Here is a 17,823-nt window from a genome sequence, read left to right as displayed (position 1 = left end):
TCGGCCCGGGCCGTGGGCCAGCAGGGCTTCCACTCAGTGGGAGCTCAGTGCTGCTCGGCGAGCCAGTCGTCGAACGTCGTCGGCGCGAGCCGGGCGCCCTCGCCGGGCAGCATCACCTCACCGGCCATCTCCGGCCCGAACAGGCCGGACCAGGTCGGCACGAACTTCGCCGACCGGCCGCGCGCCGCGTACGTGCGGCGCGCCATGTCGACGAGGTCCTGCGGCTCCGGGCCGGCGAGGTCGAGGCGGTCGCGGAGCGGTTCGCCGGTGGCGACCTCGGCGAGCACGGCGGCCACGTCCGCGGGGGCGATCGGCTGCACCAGCAGCGGCGCGATGGTCACGACCCCGTCCTGCTCGCCCCAGCCCGCGGCCATCTCGGCGAAGTCGTGGAACTGGGCGGCGCGGACGATCGACCACGGCACCACGCCGGCGGCGACCAGGTCCTCCTGCTCGCGCTTGCCCGCGTAGTGCGCGTTGCCCTCGACGCGGTCGACGCCGAGGATCGACAGCAGGACGTGGTGCCGCACGCCGGCGCGCTCCTCGGCGGCGAGCAGGTTGCGCGTGGCGTTCCCGAAGTAGGCCACCGTTTCGTCTCTGCTCATCGGTGGCGCGCTGAGGGCGTCGACGACCGCGTCGACGCCGGTCAGGGCGTCGTCCAGGCCCGCGCCGGTGGCGAGGTCGACCCCGAGCGAGCGACTGATCCGCACGACCTCGTGCCCGTCCCGCTCGAGCGCGGCCACGGTGCGGCTGCCGATGTTGCCAGTGGCTCCGGCGACTGCGATTCGCATTGCTTCCTCCTATTGTGGATGTCTTAGGTCCATAATATCGGAGATACACTGGGGTTGTGAAGCTGCCATCGAGCACCGAGTGGGTTCTGCACTGCGCCACCTCGCTGGCGCAGCTCGAGCCGGGGTCCACCGCGTCGACGGCGCAGCTCGCGGAGTACTTCGACTTGCCGGCGCCCTACCTCGCCAAGCAGCTGAAAGCGCTGGTCCGGGCCGGCGTGCTGACGGCGACGACCGGCCCCCGCGGCGGTTTCCGGCTCGCCAGGCCCGCGTCGGAGATCACACTGCTGGAGATCGTCGAGGCGGTCGATGGGGCGTCCGCGCCGTACGAGTGCCGGGAGATCCGGCAGCGGGGCAGGGGCGCGCTGCCGCCCGAGGACTGCCGGGACACGTGCGTGCTGGCGGCGAAGATGGCAGAGGCCCACGAGGCCTGGCGGGCCAGCCTGGCGGCGCAGTCCCTCGGCGACATCGTGGCCGGGCTGCCGGAGTGGGCACCCGAACGCACGCGCCGCCTGCTGACCGGCATCACCCCGGCCCGGCGGATCAGCTGAGGCCTGGCTCAGCTGGGCCGAGGTGCCCCGGACGCGCCCAGCCCCCGAGATCCCCTCGGCTCAACTGGGGGCGTCGCAGCGTCCACCGCTCGCTGGCACCGGCATCACACCAGCCCGCAAAACCCAACCCCCTCAGCTGGGCTGCCGCAAGGCGCGTGGCGCCCCCAAGGTCCGCGAAATCCCCCGCGCCGCCGCCCGCACGGCCGGCACCATCGACCTCGGATCCGGCCCAGCGGCCGGGATGACGATCGAGATCGCCGCCACCACCGCGTCGTCGGCCCCGTACACCGGCGCCGCCACGGACAGGGACACCATCTCCACCTGCCGGTCGCTGATCACGTACCCGTCGCGCCGCACGTCGGCCAGTACCCGGCGCAGCTCGTCGGCCCCGGTGATCGTCTTGGGCGTGTACCGGCGCAGCGGCGCGGCCAGCACCTGTTCCTGCACGTCGGACGGCGCGTGCGCGAGCAGCACCAGCCCGACGCCGGTCGCGTGCGCCGCCAGCCGCCCGCCGGGGCGGGACACGATGCTCACCGCGTTGCGCCCGGAGATCCGCTCCACGTACACGACGTCCGGCACGTCGAGCACCGCGAGCTGCACGTTCTCGTGCGTGGCCTCGTACAGGTCCTCCAGGAACGGCATGGCCGCGTCACGCAGCACCGGCCCGCGCGGGGACAGCGACGCGACCTCCCACAGCCACAGCCCGACCCGGTACTGCCCGTCGTCCTGCCGCTCCAGCGCCCCGCGCCGCGCCAGCTCGCCGACCAGCCGGTGCGTGGTCGACAACGGCAGCCCGGTGCGGCGGCTCAGCTCGGACAGCGTCATCGCCGGACGTTCGGGGGTGAACGCGGCCAGCACGTCCAGCACGCGGTCGACGACCGAGGGCGCCTGCGCCGATGTGTGCCGCATCAGCCCAGGTTAACGGCCCCACACGAGCTCGGCGGTTTCGACGATCCGCTCCAGCTTCGCCTTCTGCTCGTCCTGGGTGAGGTCGTTGCCCTCCTCCGTCGAGGAGAACCCGCACTGCCCGGACAGGCACAGCTGGTCCAGGTCGACGTAGCGCGCCGCCTCGTCGATGCGCCGCCGCAGCGAGTCGACCGACTCCAGCTCGCCGCGCTTGGTGGTGACCAGGCCGAGCACGACGTACTTGCCCTTCGGCACGAACCGCAGCGGCTCGAACCCGCCGGAGCGCTCGTCGTCGAACTCGAGGAAGTAGCCGTCCACCTCCAGCTCGTTGAACAGCGCGTCGGCGACGAAGTCGTACCCGCCGGAGGCCACCCACGAGGAGCGGAAGTTGCCGCGGCACAGGTGGGTGGTGACGGTCAGCCCCTCCGGGCGGCCGGCGAGCGCGGCGTTCATCGTCTTGATGTTGCGCACGTGCTGCTTGTCCGGGTCGCCGCCCATCTCCGCGACGAGCTGCCGCTGCGCCGGGTCGTTGAGGTAGGCGAGGCTGGTGTCGTCGAGCTGCAGGTAGGTGCAGCCCAGCTCGGCCATCCCGGCGATCTCCTTGGCGTACGCGTCGGCCAGATCGCGGTAGAACTCCTCCAGGTCGGGGTAGACCTGCTCGGAGACGGCGCGGCGACCGCCCCGGTAGTAGATCATGCTGGGCGACGGGATGGTCTGCTTCGGCGTCTGGGTGTCGTCCACAATGGACTTGAGGAACGCGAAGTGGTCACCGAAGATCGTGCCGGACAGCCCGACCTTGCCGTCCACCTTCAGCCCGGCCGGGCTGAACTCGATGTCCCCGGCCGCGTTGTGGAACTTGACGTGCAGCTTCTCGTCGCTGCGGGAGATCCCGTCGAGGGCGTAGATGAAGTCCATGTGCCAGGAGGCGCGGCGGAATTCGCCGTCGGTGGCCGAGCGCAGCCCGACCTCGCGCTGCATCGCGACGACGTCGCGGATGGCGCTGTCCTCCACGGCCTTCAGGTCGCCGGCGCCGATGGCGCCCTTGGCGAAGTCCTCGCGGGCCCGGTGGAGTTCGGCGGGCCGCAGCAGGCTGCCCACGTGATCGGCGCGGAACGGCGGTGTCGTGCGCACAGTCATGCCCCGATCTTCGGGCAGCGCACCACCGCGCACAAGCCCGCCTTCCGCCCCGCGGCAACCCCCTTGCGAGCCGCGGGGCGGAGGCCGCGATCAGGCGGGCGGGCCGAGCACGACGACCGAGTTGTGGCCGCCCATGCCGAGCGACGACTTCACGGTCAGGCCGTCACCGATCGGCACCCGGCCGGTGAGCAGCTGCGGGTGCCCCTTGGCCACCGCGGGCGGCGCCGGGACGTAGCCGCGGTCGTACCCGAGCGCGGCGACCGACACCTCCACCGCCGAGGCCGCGCCCTGGCAGTGCCCGACGAGCGGCTTGACCGAGTACACCCCGGTCGACGACCCGAACTCCTCTTCGAGGATGGTCGCCTCGGCGGTGTCGCACTGCTTGGTCCCCGGTCCGTGCGCGTTGAGGTAGCGCACCGCCGCGGCGGGCACCCCGGCGTTGGCCAGCGCGTCCCGGAAGCAGCCGCGGACCTGGCCGAGGTCCGGGTCGACCGAGGTCACGTGGTACCCGTCGTGCGTCATCGCGCCGCCGAGGGCGACCGCGTACGGCCGGGTCGCGTTCCGCGACAGCACGAACGCGACGGACGCCTCGCCCATCAGGAAGCCGCGGCTGCCCTCCTGGAACGGACGGCACGCCTCGAGCGGCTCGGTGTCGGTCACCGCCACCCCGAGCCGCACGAAGTGCAGGACGTTCTCCGGCGTCGCGGAGATGTCGGTGGCGACGAACACCACGTCGTCCACGATGCCGGCGTCCAGCCAGGCCTTGGCGGTGAGCAGCCCGGCGTTGCCGGAGGCGCACATCGCCGAGACGTTCATCGCCGGGCCGTGGAACCCGTACTCCTGCATGAAGGTGGACATCGGCGTGGACGGCATCAGCCCGAGGTACTCACGGGGCCGCAGGTCACGGCCCCGGTCGAGGTAGAACTCCCGCCAGAGGTCCACCTCGCCGAGCACCACCGCGTGCAGGAGTCCGACGCGCTTCCCGGGCTGCCAGCCGCGCTCCCCCGCGTCGGCGATCGCCTCCCTGGCCGCGGCCCGCATCGCCCGCGCGAACCGGCTCGGTCCGTCCATCGGGTTACCGCCGTCGGTCACCTTCGCCACCCAGCCGGGTTCGTCCGGGTGGGCGCCGTACCCGGCTTCCAGCCCGGCCGCGGGCTTGCCGGACGTCAGGCCGTCCCACAGCTGCTCGCGGCCCCAGCCGTAGCCGGTGACCGCTCCGATTCCGCAGATTGCCATTTGCCGCGAGTCCATCGCACTCGCCCCTCCTTCGTCATTGCCTCTACGATCCGTCCCGAGGAACGGACTCGTTCCAAGCCAACGTCGAGCAGCCGGAAGGGCATAACCGAGCGCAGTCCGCTGCCGGAGATTGGTGCACAAGGACCACGGTGAAGCGGCCGAATGGTGTAATCGGACAGCAGAAGATGCTCGGCGGATCGGACGGAAGATGGAGCCAAACGCCAACCCCGGGGAAGGCGTGGCCGGCCTGTCCGTCGATCATGAACAGGTGATCGACCTGGCCCTGTCCGCCGATCGCGCCGTGATCTGGTCCTTCGGCTTCGCCGACGACGTCCTCACCTGGCGGCCCGGCCTCGACCGCCTGCTCGCGCTGCCCGGCGCGCCCGACGCGGAGATCCGCGCACGGCTCGCCGAGCTGGTCGAGCCGCTGATGCTGGCCGCCCGCACCGCGCCGGTGTGGCACGACCTGGAGCTGGAGCAGCCCTACGAGACGCCGGCGGGCGACTCGCGGTGGATCCGGTTCCGCGCCCGCACGTTCGACGGCGGGCTGTTCGGCATCGCCACGGACGTCACCGACCGGCACGAGGACCGCCGTGAGCTCGCCGACCTCGCCGACCGCTACCGCCTGCTGGTCGAGCTGAGCCCGGACGGCATCGTCGTGCACCAGTACGGCGTGCTGACCTACGCCAACCCCGCCGCGGTCCGGTTCGTCGGGGCCATCACCGCGTCCGAGCTGATCGGGCGCCCGATCACCGACTTCGTGGATCCGCCGTCGGTGCCGTCGATGCTGCGCCGGATCGCCGGGCTGAGCGAGCCGGGCGCCACGTCCGAGCCGGCGGAGGCGGTGCTGACCAGGCTCGACGGCGAGCGGATCGCCGTGGAGTCGGTGTCGGTGCGCACGACCTGGGAGGGCAAGCCGGCCTTCCAGGTGATCATGCGCGACGTCAGCGCGCAGAAGGCCGCCGAGGCCGCGTTGCGCTACCAGGCCGCGCTCGTCCAGCACGTCAGCGACGCGCTGATCGCGACCGACGCGCGGGGCCGCGTGACCAGCTGGAACCCGGCGGCCGAGAACATCTACGGCTGGCGCGCGGCCGACGCGCTGGGCCAGGAGGTCGGCCGGCTGGTCGGCGCGCCGCTCGACCCGGCCGACGTGCTCGCCCACGGCGGCGTCGCGCAGACGACCCACCGCGCCGCGGACGGCTCCGCGCTGGCGGTGCGGGTGTCGGCGGCCGAGATGGACGACGGCTACGTGCTGGTGTGCGCGGACGAGACCGCCCGCCGCCGCGCGGAACGCCAGTTCAGCACGGTTGTCGCGGCCCTGGACGAGGGTGTGCTGGTGATCGGCCCGAACGGCCGGGTGATGTCGGCGAACCCGGCGGCCGAGCACATCCTCGGCGCCACCGAGGCGGAGCTGATGGCCACGCCGCCGGACAACTGGCCGCTCTACGACGAGGACGGGCGGCGGCTCGACCCGTCGGAGTACCCGTCCGCGCAGCTGCGCCGCGGCGGCGAGCCGCAGCAGGGCCGGGTGATGCGGGCCAAGCGCGCGGACGGCCGGATCGTGTGGCTGTCGGTGTCCTGCCGGGCGATGAACCCGGAGGACATGGCCTCCTCGGCGTTCGTGCTGTCGTTCAGCGACATCACCGAGCGCAAGGCGATCGGCGAGCGGCTCGCGCACGACGCCACGCACGACCCGCTGACCGGGCTGGCCAACCGCACGCTCGTGCTGCAGCGGCTCAACGCGGCCCTGCACGAAGAGGGTTACGGCGCCACCGCGGTGCTGTTCATCGACCTGGACAAGTTCAAGGTCATCAATGACTCGCTCGGTCACACGATCGGCGACCGGGTGCTGCAGATCGCCGGCGAGCGGCTGCGGCACGCGGTGCGCGCCGGGGACGTGGTGGGGCGGCTCGGCGGGGACGAGTTCGTGGTGATCGCGTTCGGCGTGCACGACGAGTCCGGCGTGCGGGCGCTGACCAACCACATCCGGGACGCGGTGACCACGCCGATCTCGGTCGACGGGCGCCGCCTGCACGTCGACGCGAGCATCGGGATCGTGCTGACCGGCCCCGGCGACCAGCGTGAGGCCGACGAGCTGCTGCGCGACGCGGACGTCGCGATGTACCACGCGAAGACGCTGGGCCGCGGCCGCTACGAGTTCTTCGACGTCGAGCTGCGGATGCGGATGCAGCGGCGCCTGCGGCTGGAGCAGGACCTGCGCGACGCGGTCCGGCACGGCCGGCTGTGGGCCGCCTACCAGCCGGTCGTCGACCTGCGCACCGACGAGATGGTCGCGGTCGAGGGCCTGCTGCGCTGGACGCACCCGGTGCACGGGCCGATCTCGCCCGCGGAGTTCATCCCGCTGGCCGAGGAGAGCGACCTGATCAACCTGCTCGGCTCGCACATGCTGCGGGAGACCACCCGGGAGGTGGCGTCGCGCCGGGCGCGGGGCGCGAAGGTCGGGCTGAAGATCAACCTGTCCACCCGGCAGCTCGACGACCCGGCGCTGGTGCTGGCCGTGGAGGAGGCGCTGGCGGTGACCGGGCTGCCCGCGGACGCGCTGTGCCTGGAGATCACCGAGAGCGCGCTGATGCGGGATTCCACGGTCACCAGCAAGACGCTGGCCGCGCTGCGCGAGCTCGGGGTGTGCCTGGCGATCGACGACTTCGGCACCGGTTACTCGTCGCTGGCGCAGCTGCAGCGGCTGACGCTGGACACGTTGAAGATCGACCGGTCCTTCATCACCGGGCTGGGCGAGTCCGGGGACGCGGAGGTGATCGTCACGAGCATCATCGCGATGGCCCACGCCGTGCACCTGACCGTCGTCGCGGAGGGCGTGGAGAACGCCAAGCAGCTGGAGATCCTCAAGCGGCTCGGCTGCGACCAGGCCCAGGGCTACTACCTGGGCCGGCCGCTCCCGGCCGCCGAGCTGTGGTCCTGATCCTCGGTGCGGCTGCCGCGGAAGGTGTAGCGGTAGCCGCTCGGTGAGACGCCCAGCGCGGCCTGCAGGTGCTGGCGCAGCGAACCGGCGCTGCCGAACCCGGCGTCCTCGGCGACCCGGTCGATCGGCAGATCGGTCTCCTCCAGCAGCTGGCGGGCACGTTCGACGCGTTGCTGCGTGAGCCACTGCCCCGGCGAGAGGCCGACTTCCTCGCGGAAGCGGCGGGTGAAGGTGCGCACGCTCATCGACTCGCGGGCGGCGAGCTGCCGCAGCGTCAGCGGACGGTGCAGGTTCTCCAGCGCCCACGCCCGCGCCGCGCCGGTCGAGGACACCGTCGGCTGCGGCACCGGCCGGGGGATGTACTGGGCCTGGCCGCCCTCGCGGTGGGGCGCGACGATCGTGCCGCGCGCGACCTCGTTGGCCACCGCGGCGCCGTGGTCGCGGCGGATCATGTGCAGGCACAGGTCGATGCCGGACGCGACGCCGGCCGAGGTCAGGACGTTGCCGGACTCGGTGTAGAGGACGTTCGGGTCGACCTGCACGCGCGGGTACAGGGTGCGCAGGTCGTCGGCGGACTGCCAGTGCGTGGTGGCGGGGCGGCCGTCGAGCAGCCCGGCCGCGGCGAGGACGAACGCGCCGCTGCAGATGGACGCGATGCGGGTGCCCGGCGCGATGGCCGCGAAGGCGTCGGCGAGCGGGCCCTGCAGGGGACCGCCGGGCTGCGGGCCGTAGTCCTCGTCGGAGGAGGACACGATGACCGTGTCGGCCTCGGCCAGTGCGTCCAGGCCGTGCTCGACGTTGACCGTGAAGTCGGCGTCGGTTCGCACCACGCCGGGGTGGAGGGTGCAGGTGAGCACCTCGTACAGCGGTTCGTCACCCGCCCTGGCCTGCCCGAACAGCCGGTGCACGATCCCGACCTCGATCGGCAGCAGACCGTCGCGGACCAGCACGGCCACCCGGTGCCTGCCGTCGTTCGCGAAAACCGTCATGGCCCGATCCTGACACATGCTGACCATCGGGCCACTCGTCGCAGGCGCCGTGACGGCGGAGCCTGGTGGCATGAACGTGTTGTGGATCTTCGCCCACCCGGAGGGACGCTCGCTCAACGCCGCGCTGCGTGACGAGGGGCTGAAGGCGCTGGACGAGTTCGGCCACTCCTACCGGGTGTCGGACCTGTACGCGATGAAGTGGAACCCGGTGGTCGACTACGGCGACTTCGAGCACGACCCGGCCGAGCGGATGCTGGTCGCCTCGGCCTCGCAGGAGGCGTACGAGTCCGGCCGCCTGCCCGCGGACATCCGCGCGGAGCAGGAAAAGCTCGACTGGGCGGACGCGATCGTGGTGCAGTTCCCGATGTGGTGGTACGGGTTGCCGGCGATCCTCAAGGGCTGGTTCGACCGGGTCTTCGTGAAGGGCCTCGGCTACGGGATCGCCGCCGAGGACGGCACGGTGCTGCGTTACGGCGACGGCAAGCTCACCGGCAAGCGTGCGATGGTGGTGACGACGATCGGCGCGCGGCCGTCCAGCATCGGACCGCGGGGTGTCCACGGTGAACTGAACGACCTGCTGTTCCCCTTGCACCACGGCACATTCTGGTACACCGGCATCGCGCCGCTGCCGCCGTTCGCCGTGCTGAGCGCCGACCGCCTCGACGACGCCGGGTTCGACGTGGCGGTAGCCGGATTGCGGGATCGGCTCCGCACCCTGGAGAGCGCGGAGCCGATCCCGTTCCGCCACCAGAACCGCGGCGACTACGACGAGGACCTGGTGCTACGCGCCGACCTCGCGCCTGGCCGGTCGGACCTGGCCGTACACCTGCGCGACTGATGCGACCATGAGCAGCGCGCTGACCACGACCGGCGAGCGGAACCCGAGACCCGCGTCGAGCGCGAGCCCGCCCAGTGCCGGGCCGAGCGTGTTGCCGACGTTGAACGCGGCCGTGGTGAAGCCGCCGGCCAGCGCGTTGCCCGGGGCCTGGTAGAACACGCGCGCGGTCAGCGCCGGCGCCAGCCCGAACGCCAGCATCCCCTGCAGGAACACGAGAACGAGCGTGACGACCGGGCTGGACGCGCTCACCGCGAGCGCGGCCCAGCCGACGGTCAGCGCTGCCGTGCCGGTCAGCAGGACCGTGCGCGGCCGGGCGTCGGCGACGCGGCCGCCGAACACGATGCCGACGCACGCGCCGACGCCGAACAACACGAGCGTCGCGGGCACCCACGCCTCGGACAGCCCGGCCACCTCGGTGATCAGGGGCGCGAGGTAGGTGAACGTGCAGAAGGTCGCGCCCTGGACGAGGGCGTTCGTGGCGTAGGTGAGCAGCAGCGGACGGCGCAGCAGCGGACGGACGGCGGTCGCCTCGGTGTCCGGTTTGGACACCGGGATGGTGCGCACCACCGCGATCGTCGCCGCGACGGCAAGCGCGGCCACGGCCCAGAACGCGGAGCGCCAGCCCCAGGCCTGGCCGAGCACGGCGCCACCGGGCACGCCCGCGACGCAGGCGAGCGTCACGCCGCCCATCACCACGGACATCGCCCGGCCCTTGGCGTCCGGCGCGACCAGCGCGACGGCGACCGTGGTGGCCAGCGCCCAGAACCCGGCGTTGGCCAGCGCCGCCACGATCCGCGTGACGAGCAGGACGGCGTAGCTGGAGGTGAGCGCGCCGAGCACGTGCGCGGCGGCGAACACGACGAGGAACGCGGTGACCGCCCGGCGTTGCGGCCAGCGGCGGGCGAGGATGGCGAGCAGCGGCGCGCCGACGATCATCCCGACCGCGAACGCCGAGGTCAGGTAACCCGCGGCGGCGATCGAGACGTCCAGGTCCGCGGCGATGTCCGGGACCAGCCCGGACAGCATGAATTCCGAGGTGCTCTGGGCGAAGACGGCGAGCCCGAGCAGGTAGACGGCAAAGGGCATGACAAAGCTCCCGAGTCGGAGAAAACAGGGTCAGCGGCTGATCCGCCGGCCTCTGTCCGACTCGGGGCTGTTCACGTCCGGCAGCATAGCTGGCGCCGGTCGCGGTGATCGACTCATTTTCCGTCGAACCGGCGCAGGTCCTCGATTTCCGCGGTCAGGTCCGGCAGGTCTTCGAAGGGCTGGATGTCGACGCGGCCGCCCGCGCGGGTCCAGGTGCCCGCGACGCGGCCGTCGACGAGGACGGCTGCCTTGACGATGCCGCCGCCGGGGTGCACGAGCCTGCGGTGTTCCGGGGCGACGGCGTGGTCCCGGGTGCGCCAGCCGAGGAGGTACTCGTCGAAGGCCGGAATGAGGCGGACTGTGGTGCCCGCTTCTTCGACGTCTACTGTGGACTCGCGCCAGTGGGGTTTCAGCCTGGTGACGGGGATTCCGGACCAGGCGGCGAGGTCGGCGGGCTCGGCTGGTACGTGCGCGGCCAGGTAGCGGGCGACGAGCTGGCCGAGGGCGGTGTCGCCGGGTTCGGTCGGCAGGGGTGCGCCCAGCCAGTCGGCGGCGTGGACGTAGGTGGGCTTGCCGGCGCGTTCCGGCCCGAGCACGACGAGCCCGCGCGCGGCGGCGAGCATCGCCAGGTGGACCGTCGCCTGCCCCTCGGTCCCGGTCCGCTCACCGAGTTCGGCCTTGGTGAGCGGGCCGCGGCCGTCGAGAGCCTCGGCAGCGCGTGAGGCGTCGGGGTTGTCGACGCCGAGTTCCTTGAGCCGCCGGAGCGAGGTGACCGGATTCGGTTTCACCAGCGGATACAGCCAGGGCAGGTCGTCGCGGGCGATCAGGTGCAGGGTGCCGCGCGGGCCCCAGCAGCGGACGAGCGTGGCGTCCCGGCGGGCTTCGTCGAGTTCGGCGGCGGTCAGGCCGGGCACCCGGGCCCGCAGCGCCAGCGGGAAGGCGGTCGGTTCCTGGGCCTGCACGGCGAGGAGGTGGCGCACGGCGCCGACGAGCGTCGGTGTTTTCGACCGGTCCAAGAGCTGGGCCGCCACCCGCCGGCGCCGTACGTCCATGCGGGCAGGCTACCGACGCCGGCGTTCCGCGTTCTCGAACTTGCGGACCGCGAACTCGTAGGCCTCGTCGAGGAGTTTCCGGGCCTGCGGCCAGGTTTCGTCCGGGTTGATCACGCAGACCCAGTGCTGCCCGCCGTACAGCGGGTGCGGGAACAGGACGTCCAGGGCGGTGACGTCGTAGTCCCCGTGCGGCACGACTTCCTTGAAGCGGTCGCGGGTGAGCCCGATGTTGAGGCGGAAGACCCCGGGCCGATCCAGGTTCGAGGTGTCGTCGTACGGGTTGTCCGAGGTCACGATGGTCGCCCAGGGCATCTGACGCTGCGGCGGCAGGTCCCCGCGGGGGTCGTAGATGGCGAAGACGTCCCCGTTCGCCTCGACGATCCGGGAGCCTTGGAAAGTGGCCAGTTCCTGTCGAATGTGCTCGATATCCACTGCGCCAAGGAAGCACAATACAGACGATCAATGTGCGGAGCAAGTGATGAGAATCACAGCAATTGAATGTCCTGCGCCGCAGAAAGCCACCGCGCCCACTGATGCAGCCCTTCAGGCGCGCCCGTCCCGCAGTGCCAACACCCGCCCGCGAACCAGCCTGCCTAAAGGAAAACCACCTCGCCCCCACTACCGCGACGCCACCGACAGACCGGCCCGCCGCCCCGCCGCGCAATGCCAACACCCGCCCGCAACCCGCCCCCCCTAAAGAAAAACCACCTCGCCCCCCCGCTACCGCGAACCCGTGAGGCGCCCGCAACACCCCCTCCACTACCGCGGCCCCACCAGCTCGTGCGCCCCCTCCGCGCCCAGCGCCGGCTCCGTGTGCACCACCGCCGCCGTCAGTCGCGGCACTCGTTGCGTCAGCCGGTGCTCCACCTGGTGCGCGAGGTGGTGCGCCGCGGTCACGGTCAGCGCCGGGTCGACCGCCACCGCCAGCTCGGCGCGCAGGCTGTGCCCGATCCACCGCACCCGCACGTCCCGCGCCGCGCGCACCCCGTCGACGGACCGCGCGGCCCGCTCGACCAGGTCGACGGTCGCCGGATCGACCGCGTCCATCAGCCGCCGGAACACCTCCTTCGCGGCGTCGCGCAGCACCAGCAGGATCGCGGCGGTGATCACGAGACCGATGATCGGGTCGGTCATCGGGAACCCGAGCGCGACGCCGAGCGCGCCGAGCACCACCGCGAGCGAGGTGAACCCGTCCGTCCGCGCGTGCAACCCGTCCGCGACCAGCGCCGCGGAGCCGATCTGCCTGCCGACCGTGATGCGCCACCGCGCGACCAGCTCGTTGCCGAGGAACCCGATCACGCCCGCCGCGGCCACCACCCACAGCCCGGTGACCGGCCGCGGCTCGATCAGCCGCCGGACCGCCTCGTACCCGGCGAGCGCCGCCGACCCCGCGATGATCACCACGACGACCACCCCGGCGAGGTCCTCGGCCCGGCCCAGCCCGTAGGTGAACCGGCGGCTCGCGGCGCGGCGGCCGAGCGCGAAGGCGATGCCGACCGGGACCGCGGTGAGCGCGTCGGCGAAGTTGTGGATGGTGTCGCCCAGCAGCGCGACCGAGCCGGTGAACAACACGACGACCAGCTGCGCGGCCGCGGTGACGAACAGCGCCAGGAACGACCAGACGAGCGTGCGCATCCCGCGCCTGCTGGTCTCCAGCGCGCTGTCCAACCGGTCGGCGCTGTCGTGGCTGTGCGGCGTGACGAGGTGCCGCAGCCGCCGCGCTCGGTGGCCGTGTCCGTGTCCGTGCGAGGTCCCCATGGCAATATGCAAGCATGCGCGCGCATGACGACACAACTGATGCCGCCCGGCTGCGGGTGGCGGCGGAGGTGCTGGGCCACCTGGCCGACCCGACGCGGCTGCACCTGTTGCGGCTGTTGTCGGTCGAGCAGGACGTGTCCAGCCTGGTCGCGCAGGTGCCGGCGTCCCGGTCGTCGGTTTCGCAGCACCTCGGCAGGCTGCGGCTGGCCGGCCTGGTGCGGGCGCGCCGGGAGGGCCGCCGGATGCTCTACCGCATCACGAGCGACCACCTGGCCGATCTGGTCGCCGAGGCGCTCGGGTACGCCGACCACGCCGTGCTCGGAATCCCGCACCACATTGCCGACGGGACTCCTCCCAAACGGGTGAATCCGGCAGGATGACCGATATGTCCGAAAGAAGACGCCGCGCGGTCTCGCTCGCGCTGGCCGCGTGGCACCGCGGGCTCGCCACCATCGGCCTGACGCAGTCCGAACGCCGCATCGCCGCCGACGCGCAGTCCTTCTGGTCCGACCGGTCCGACGTGGACTGGAAGGACAACTCGCACTGGGCGGACGCTCCGGTGTTCGGCGAGAAGGTGCCGTGGGAGGAGATCGGCAGGCGGCACCTGGACATGTTCCGCCGCGGCGCGCGGATGGCCGGTTTCGACCGCCCGTGGGACAGGGTCCTCGAGTGGGGCTGCGGCGGCGGCGCGAACGCGGTGCACTTCGCGCCGCACGCGAAGGAGTTCGTCGGCGTCGACATCTCGACGGAAAGCCTGCTGGAGTGCGAAAAGCAGGTGAAGGCGGTGTGCGACACCCCGTTCCGCGGCGTCGCCGTCGACGTCCCGGCACCGGAAGCGGCACTGCGGGAGATCCCCGGGCCGTGCGACGTGTTCCTGTGCCTCTACGTCTTCGAGGTGCTGCCGACCCCCGAGTACGGCGAACGCATCCTGCGGCTCGCGCACCGCGTGCTCGCCCCCGGCGGCCTCGCCCTGATCCAGATCAAGTACGACGAGGGCCGCTGGCTGACCAGGCCGCGCCGCCGCTCGTACCGGACGGGCCCGTCGCAGATGACGACCTACGCGATCCCGGAGTTCTGGAAGCTGGCCGCGCGCGTGGGCTTCCGCCCGGAGGCGATCGAACTGGTGCCGGAGAACGAACTGGACGAGCGCTACGCCTACTTCTTCCTGACCAGGCCCTGACCGCGGCGTTCCAGCAGCAGGTCCGTGACCACCCACAGGACGAAGGGGCTGAGCCACACCCCGATGCTCGCGGCGCTGTAGGTCATCAGCTCCGCGCTGCCGAGGAAGGTCGTGTCCACCTGGGGCGTCAGGACGATCGTGGCGACGACGTTGACGACCCGGCTGAGCACGATCGACATCGCCAGCGCGAAACTGCGCGCCATCCACCTGCGGTGATCGCCGAAACGGCGCCGACGGGCCATCCGCCACCCGACGGCCGTGACGACCAGCCACAGCGCCGAACCGACGAGGTTCGCCACGCGGACAGAGGGCCCGGCCGCGGTGTGCCACCCGATGTACAGCCCGAGCAGCCCGGCCGGCAGCACCCCCGCGAAGACGTAGACCCGCCCGGTGATGCGGTGCCCGCGCGGGTGTTTCGCGCGGAACGCGGGCCAGATCTGGAAGCACGCCGTGGCCATGGCGACGGCGCCGAACAGGACGTGCCCGACGAGCAGCGGGTAGTAGAGGTCGTTGCCCGGCGGCGGTTCCAGACGGGACCGGGCGGGGTCGAAGGTCAGGTAGGGCGGCACCGAGAAGGCCAGGAACGCCACCGCCACGAGAGCCAGCGGGACCATCCAAGGGCTGCGCCGCCAGGCCCGTTGCCGGCTGGGCGGCTTGGTGCGGGGTGCGTTCGTCGTCGAGGTCATGGTCTGTTCCTCCGATTCCAAAACTATGTACACCATACATATAAACGTATGAGGTACATAGTTTTAGAATGACGCGGTGGCGGACGACAGCAAGGCGACCAACCTCCAGCGCAACCTCACGTTGCTGTGGTCCGGGCGATCGCGTGGCCGGCGCGGGCCGCGAGCGCGGCTGAACGTGGAGCGGATCGCGCAGGCCGCGGTCCGGATCGCGGACGCGGACGGCCTGGAGGCGCTGTCGATGCAACGCATCGCCGCCGAGCTGGGCTACTCGACGATGTCGATCTACAACCACATCCCGGGCAAGGACCTGCTGCTCGAGGTGGTCGCCGATGTGGCGGCCGGGAAGCCGCCGGAGCTCGACGACACGGACGACTTCCGGCAGGCGGTGCGGCAGTGGGTGGCCGCGCTGTGGGCGGGGTTCCAGGCGCGGCCGTGGCTCCTGCTCGTGCCGCTCGACCACGCGCCGATGGGCCCGCACCAGCTCGCGTGGCTGGACCGTCTGCTGCGGCCCCTGTTGAAGGCGGGGCTGGTCGGCGGCCAGGCCCGCGCGGCGGCGCTGCACCTGACCGCGGTGGTGCGCGGCGTCGCCCAGATCAGCCTCGGTATGAGCGGCGCCGGCAAGACCGAGGACGGTTTTCCGCGCAGTGAAGCCGAACTCACGCAGGTGCTGGGCGAGCTGATCAACCCCGCGGACTACCCGGCGCTGGCCGCCGTGCAGGCCGCCGAGTCCGCTGAGGACCTCGGGGACGGCGAGGCGCTGCCGGCCGCGCTCGAGTTCGGGGTGGACCGGTTCCTGGACGGGATCGAAGCCTGGGTGGCGGCCCGCTGACCGGTCAGACTGTCGCGTCGGCGGGCACTCGCCCGGTCGGGCGCTCGGCGATGATCTCCATGTTTCCGGAGCCGTCGATCAGGAGGACGGTCGGCACCAGGTCGCCGCTCGTGTCGGGCGAGGTCCGCACCCAGTCCGTGATCTCCTCCACCCAGCCGGAACTCGCGCCGGCGACGTAGATGTGGTCCGGACTGACCAGCCCGACGATCAGCCTGTCCTCACCGACGTGGTGGGCGACGTTGTCGTGGAACTGGCCGAGCACGATCGCCGAGGCCGCGCACAGGTTGTCGTCGCCGCGCTCCACGCTGACCAGGCGCCCCTTCGCCTCGTCGTCGTGCACGCCGAAGCGGAGCCCGCGCGCGAGGTTGCCGCACGCTTCGTCGAGCAGTTCCTGGAGCTCGTCCCCGGTCATCGCCTCGAAGCGGTTCTTGAGCAGGTGGGACATGCCGATCCGGCCGGCGGGGGTGATCGTCGTCTTGGCGAAGCCGAGGTACAGGCGGCCGTCGACGAGCGGGAGGGAGGCGTAGAGCTTCAGCGGGCCGTCGTAGGTGTGGAGGATGGGCAGCCACTCGCCGTCCCGTTCCGCCTGGACGAAGCTGTCCTGACCGGCGCGGGCCGCGGCTGCGGCGTCGAGGGCGGTGTCCCAGTCGTCGCCGTCGGGCCGGTCGAAGTCGTGGGTGCGTTCGGCGCGGGGGAACGTGCCGGCCAGGAAGACGCGATCCACGCGGGAGGGTTGCCAGGTGCTGTGGATGCGGGTGACCTCGCTCGCCTGGACGTCGCGCTGTTCCTGCACCTGGCGCCAAGCCTGACGGACGGCGTCCTCGGCCCGCGCCGGGGCGGCCCCGTGGAGCAGGTCGTCATCCCTGCCGTTGACCTGGAAGACGACGAGGTTGACATCCACGGGCGAGTCCATAGCGCCCCCACCCTAGGCGGCGCCGCTGACGCTCCGTAGCCACGCGAAAGGCCCCGAACGCAGCGCCGCGGGCTTGCGGTACGGGAGAACTACGGGCAGCGCCATTCGTACACACCGGGCGAGGCCTCCACGACCTCACTCGGCCACGCCTCCCGCACCGCCCGCAGCCGCGCCCGGTGGTCGTCGATCCACCCGTCGGCAACGGACAGCTCGAGAGTCACGGAGACACCGGAGGCGGGCTCATCGACCACGGTCACCCGGACAAGGCTCCCGGACTCCCGCCCGGACAGCTGGATTTCGGGCGAGCGGCCGCCGTCCAGCCATCGAACGCCCCCGCCGACCGCCAGCGCGTCCAGGGCGTGCTCCCAGTCCTGGAGGTCCGCGGGCGCGAGCACGAGATCGAGCTTGCCGCTGACGAACTCGGTCGCCACAACCACCTCGGCGGCGAGGTGATCGTGAAATTGAAGGGCCCCCGCCCCGAAGCGACCAAGCACTCGCACCAGGACGCCGTTGAGTTCGTCCCCAAGGCGAACCAGCTCCACAGCACCCTCCGGTCAAGACGCGGCCATCGGCGGCGAACCAAGATCACCACCGGCCGGTGGCGCGACCGCAGACATGAAAAAACCGCCCCGACCTGCATCGGAGCGGTTCATCGACCGTGGCCAGGGCCGGGGTCGAACCGGCGACCTTCCGCTTTTCAGGCGGACGCTCGTACCAACTGAGCTACCTGGCCGGAAACGCCGGCTGAAGCCAGACGCTACTGCGACCCTGACGGGACTCGAACCCGCGACCTTCGCCGTGACAGGGCGACGCGCTAACCAACTGCGCCACAGGGCCATATGCATTTGTCATGCGTACTCCCAACGGGATTCGAACCCGCGTTGCCGCCTTGAAAGGGCGGAGTCCTAGGCCGCTAGACGATGGGAGCCCGGCCGG

General features: G+C 71.9%; 18 protein-coding genes and 3 tRNA genes. 6 read left to right on the top strand and 15 right to left on the bottom strand.

Annotated elements, in window-relative coordinates:
* Positions 1 to 44: 44 nt before the first annotated feature.
* Entirely contained in the window at positions 45 to 788 is a 744-nt protein-coding gene (locus ABZ215_RS04635) for an NAD(P)H-binding protein (RefSeq protein ID WP_354947735.1), read from the bottom strand.
* A 56-nt stretch (positions 789 to 844) separates the two neighbouring features.
* Here ABZ215_RS04635 and ABZ215_RS04630 point away from each other — a divergent pair, with 56 nt between their 5' ends.
* A complete protein-coding gene (locus tag ABZ215_RS04630) occupies positions 845 to 1,336 on the top strand; it encodes an Rrf2 family transcriptional regulator (RefSeq protein ID WP_020418263.1) in 492 nt (163 codons plus the stop codon).
* A gap of 132 nt (positions 1,337 to 1,468) precedes the next feature.
* Here ABZ215_RS04630 and ABZ215_RS04625 read toward each other — a convergent pair whose 3' ends face one another.
* From ABZ215_RS04625 to ABZ215_RS04615, 3 genes are all read right to left on the bottom strand, one after another.
* Positions 1,469 to 2,245 carry an IclR family transcriptional regulator gene (locus ABZ215_RS04625; RefSeq protein WP_020418264.1) on the bottom strand — a complete coding sequence of 259 codons (777 nt, stop codon included), beginning with the start codon at positions 2,243 to 2,245 and terminating at the stop codon, positions 1,469 to 1,471.
* 9 nt (positions 2,246 to 2,254) lie between these two features.
* Positions 2,255 to 3,379: a 5-methyltetrahydropteroyltriglutamate--homocysteine S-methyltransferase gene (locus tag ABZ215_RS04620; protein ID WP_020418265.1), complete on the bottom strand. Its 1,125-nt coding sequence runs from the start codon at positions 3,377 to 3,379 to the stop codon at positions 2,255 to 2,257.
* 90 nt (positions 3,380 to 3,469) lie between these two features.
* The gene (locus ABZ215_RS04615; protein ID WP_027935907.1) at positions 3,470 to 4,630 is read right to left on the bottom strand and encodes a beta-ketoacyl synthase N-terminal-like domain-containing protein; all 1,161 of its coding nucleotides are present in this window, start codon (positions 4,628 to 4,630) and stop codon (positions 3,470 to 3,472) included.
* 193 nt (positions 4,631 to 4,823) lie between these two features.
* Between ABZ215_RS04615 and ABZ215_RS04610 the strand changes: the two genes are divergently transcribed.
* Entirely contained in the window at positions 4,824 to 7,556 is a 2,733-nt protein-coding gene (locus ABZ215_RS04610) for an EAL domain-containing protein (RefSeq protein WP_027935908.1), read from the top strand.
* Here ABZ215_RS04610 and ABZ215_RS04605 read toward each other — a convergent pair.
* Positions 7,514 to 8,545, bottom strand: coding sequence for a helix-turn-helix domain-containing protein (locus ABZ215_RS04605; RefSeq protein ID WP_354947733.1), 1,032 nt, complete (start codon positions 8,543 to 8,545; stop codon positions 7,514 to 7,516). The genes ABZ215_RS04610 and ABZ215_RS04605 overlap by 43 nt on opposite strands.
* A gap of 70 nt (positions 8,546 to 8,615) precedes the next feature.
* On the opposite strand from ABZ215_RS04605, the gene ABZ215_RS04600 reads away from it, so the two are divergent.
* Positions 8,616 to 9,383, top strand: a complete 768-nt coding sequence (locus ABZ215_RS04600) for an NAD(P)H-dependent oxidoreductase (RefSeq protein ID WP_354947732.1) — start codon at positions 8,616 to 8,618, stop codon at positions 9,381 to 9,383.
* On the opposite strand, the gene ABZ215_RS04595 is transcribed toward ABZ215_RS04600, so the two are convergent.
* From ABZ215_RS04595 to ABZ215_RS04580, 4 genes are all read right to left on the bottom strand, one after another.
* On the bottom strand, positions 9,327 to 10,469 hold the full coding sequence (locus ABZ215_RS04595; protein ID WP_237335618.1) for a Cmx/CmrA family chloramphenicol efflux MFS transporter: 1,143 nt from the start codon (positions 10,467 to 10,469) through the stop codon (positions 9,327 to 9,329). The genes ABZ215_RS04600 and ABZ215_RS04595 overlap by 57 nt on opposite strands.
* 113 nt (positions 10,470 to 10,582) lie before the next feature.
* The gene (locus ABZ215_RS04590) at positions 10,583 to 11,521 is read right to left on the bottom strand and encodes a winged helix DNA-binding domain-containing protein (RefSeq protein ID WP_354947729.1); all 939 of its coding nucleotides are present in this window, start codon (positions 11,519 to 11,521) and stop codon (positions 10,583 to 10,585) included.
* A gap of 9 nt (positions 11,522 to 11,530) precedes the next feature.
* Positions 11,531 to 11,953, bottom strand: coding sequence for a DUF6194 family protein (locus tag ABZ215_RS04585; RefSeq protein WP_354947727.1), 423 nt, complete (start codon positions 11,951 to 11,953; stop codon positions 11,531 to 11,533).
* A 327-nt stretch (positions 11,954 to 12,280) separates the two neighbouring features.
* Positions 12,281 to 13,279 carry a cation diffusion facilitator family transporter gene (locus ABZ215_RS04580; RefSeq protein ID WP_354947725.1) on the bottom strand — a complete coding sequence of 333 codons (999 nt, stop codon included), beginning with the start codon at positions 13,277 to 13,279 and terminating at the stop codon, positions 12,281 to 12,283.
* A 14-nt stretch (positions 13,280 to 13,293) separates the two neighbouring features.
* Between ABZ215_RS04580 and ABZ215_RS04575 the strand changes: the two genes are divergently transcribed.
* Positions 13,294 to 13,659, top strand: coding sequence for a metalloregulator ArsR/SmtB family transcription factor (locus ABZ215_RS04575; protein WP_354711694.1), 366 nt, complete (start codon positions 13,294 to 13,296; stop codon positions 13,657 to 13,659).
* Positions 13,660 to 13,664: 5 nt separating this feature from the next.
* A complete protein-coding gene (locus tag ABZ215_RS04570; RefSeq protein WP_354947723.1) occupies positions 13,665 to 14,459 on the top strand; it encodes a class I SAM-dependent methyltransferase in 795 nt (264 codons plus the stop codon).
* Here the strand turns inward: ABZ215_RS04570 and ABZ215_RS04565 are convergent.
* Entirely contained in the window at positions 14,435 to 15,145 is a 711-nt protein-coding gene (locus ABZ215_RS04565; protein WP_354947721.1) for a DUF2306 domain-containing protein, read from the bottom strand. The two genes, ABZ215_RS04570 and ABZ215_RS04565, sit on opposite strands and share 25 nt — an antisense overlap.
* Positions 15,146 to 15,221: 76 nt before the next feature.
* Between ABZ215_RS04565 and ABZ215_RS04560 the strand changes: the two genes are divergently transcribed.
* Complete coding sequence (locus tag ABZ215_RS04560) at positions 15,222 to 15,974, top strand: TetR/AcrR family transcriptional regulator (protein ID WP_354947719.1); 753 nt, start codon at positions 15,222 to 15,224, stop codon at positions 15,972 to 15,974.
* Between the two features lie 4 nt (positions 15,975 to 15,978).
* Here ABZ215_RS04560 and ABZ215_RS04555 read toward each other — a convergent pair whose 3' ends face one another.
* The 5 genes from ABZ215_RS04555 to ABZ215_RS04535 form a co-directional block, all read right to left on the bottom strand.
* On the bottom strand, positions 15,979 to 16,887 hold the full coding sequence (locus ABZ215_RS04555) for a hypothetical protein (RefSeq protein ID WP_354947717.1): 909 nt from the start codon (positions 16,885 to 16,887) through the stop codon (positions 15,979 to 15,981).
* An 89-nt stretch (positions 16,888 to 16,976) separates the two neighbouring features.
* Positions 16,977 to 17,429, bottom strand: coding sequence for a DUF5959 family protein (locus ABZ215_RS04550; RefSeq protein WP_354947715.1), 453 nt, complete (start codon positions 17,427 to 17,429; stop codon positions 16,977 to 16,979).
* Positions 17,430 to 17,546: 117 nt separating this feature from the next.
* A tRNA-Phe gene (locus ABZ215_RS04545) sits at positions 17,547 to 17,620 on the bottom strand.
* 30 nt (positions 17,621 to 17,650) lie between these two features.
* Positions 17,651 to 17,724, bottom strand: a tRNA-Asp gene (locus tag ABZ215_RS04540).
* Between the two features lie 18 nt (positions 17,725 to 17,742).
* Positions 17,743 to 17,815 (bottom strand) — tRNA-Glu (locus ABZ215_RS04535).
* Positions 17,816 to 17,823 lie beyond the last annotated feature (8 nt).

It is taken from the genome of Amycolatopsis sp. NPDC006131 (assembly GCF_040614175.1).
GTDB lineage: Bacteria > Actinomycetota > Actinomycetes > Mycobacteriales > Pseudonocardiaceae > Amycolatopsis_E > Amycolatopsis_E tucumanensis.
This window is presented reverse-complemented; position numbering and strand designations above follow the sequence as displayed.

Bases quoted from the DNA above. Each gene is read 5' to 3' on its own strand.
- ABZ215_RS04635 (WP_354947735.1), bottom strand. From the start codon at position 788: ATGCGAATCGCAGTCGCCGGAGCCACTGGCAACATCGGCAGCCGCACC.
- ABZ215_RS04625 (WP_020418264.1), bottom strand. From the start codon at position 2,245: ATGCGGCACACATCGGCGCAGGCGCCCTCGGTCGTCGACCGCGTGCTG.
- ABZ215_RS04620 (WP_020418265.1), bottom strand. From the start codon at position 3,379: ATGACTGTGCGCACGACACCGCCGTTCCGCGCCGATCACGTGGGCAGC.
- ABZ215_RS04615 (WP_027935907.1), bottom strand. From the start codon at position 4,630: ATGGACTCGCGGCAAATGGCAATCTGCGGAATCGGAGCGGTCACCGGC.
- ABZ215_RS04610 (WP_027935908.1), top strand. From the start codon at position 4,824: ATGGAGCCAAACGCCAACCCCGGGGAAGGCGTGGCCGGCCTGTCCGTC.
- ABZ215_RS04605 (WP_354947733.1), bottom strand. From the start codon at position 8,545: ATGACGGTTTTCGCGAACGACGGCAGGCACCGGGTGGCCGTGCTGGTC.
- ABZ215_RS04600 (WP_354947732.1), top strand. From the start codon at position 8,616: ATGAACGTGTTGTGGATCTTCGCCCACCCGGAGGGACGCTCGCTCAAC.
- ABZ215_RS04595 (WP_237335618.1), bottom strand. From the start codon at position 10,469: ATGCCCTTTGCCGTCTACCTGCTCGGGCTCGCCGTCTTCGCCCAGAGC.
- ABZ215_RS04590 (WP_354947729.1), bottom strand. From the start codon at position 11,521: ATGGACGTACGGCGCCGGCGGGTGGCGGCCCAGCTCTTGGACCGGTCG.
- ABZ215_RS04580 (WP_354947725.1), bottom strand. From the start codon at position 13,279: ATGGGGACCTCGCACGGACACGGACACGGCCACCGAGCGCGGCGGCTG.
- ABZ215_RS04575 (WP_354711694.1), top strand. From the start codon at position 13,294: ATGCGCGCGCATGACGACACAACTGATGCCGCCCGGCTGCGGGTGGCG.
- ABZ215_RS04570 (WP_354947723.1), top strand. From the start codon at position 13,665: ATGTCCGAAAGAAGACGCCGCGCGGTCTCGCTCGCGCTGGCCGCGTGG.
- ABZ215_RS04565 (WP_354947721.1), bottom strand. From the start codon at position 15,145: ATGACCTCGACGACGAACGCACCCCGCACCAAGCCGCCCAGCCGGCAA.
- ABZ215_RS04555 (WP_354947717.1), bottom strand. From the start codon at position 16,887: ATGGACTCGCCCGTGGATGTCAACCTCGTCGTCTTCCAGGTCAACGGC.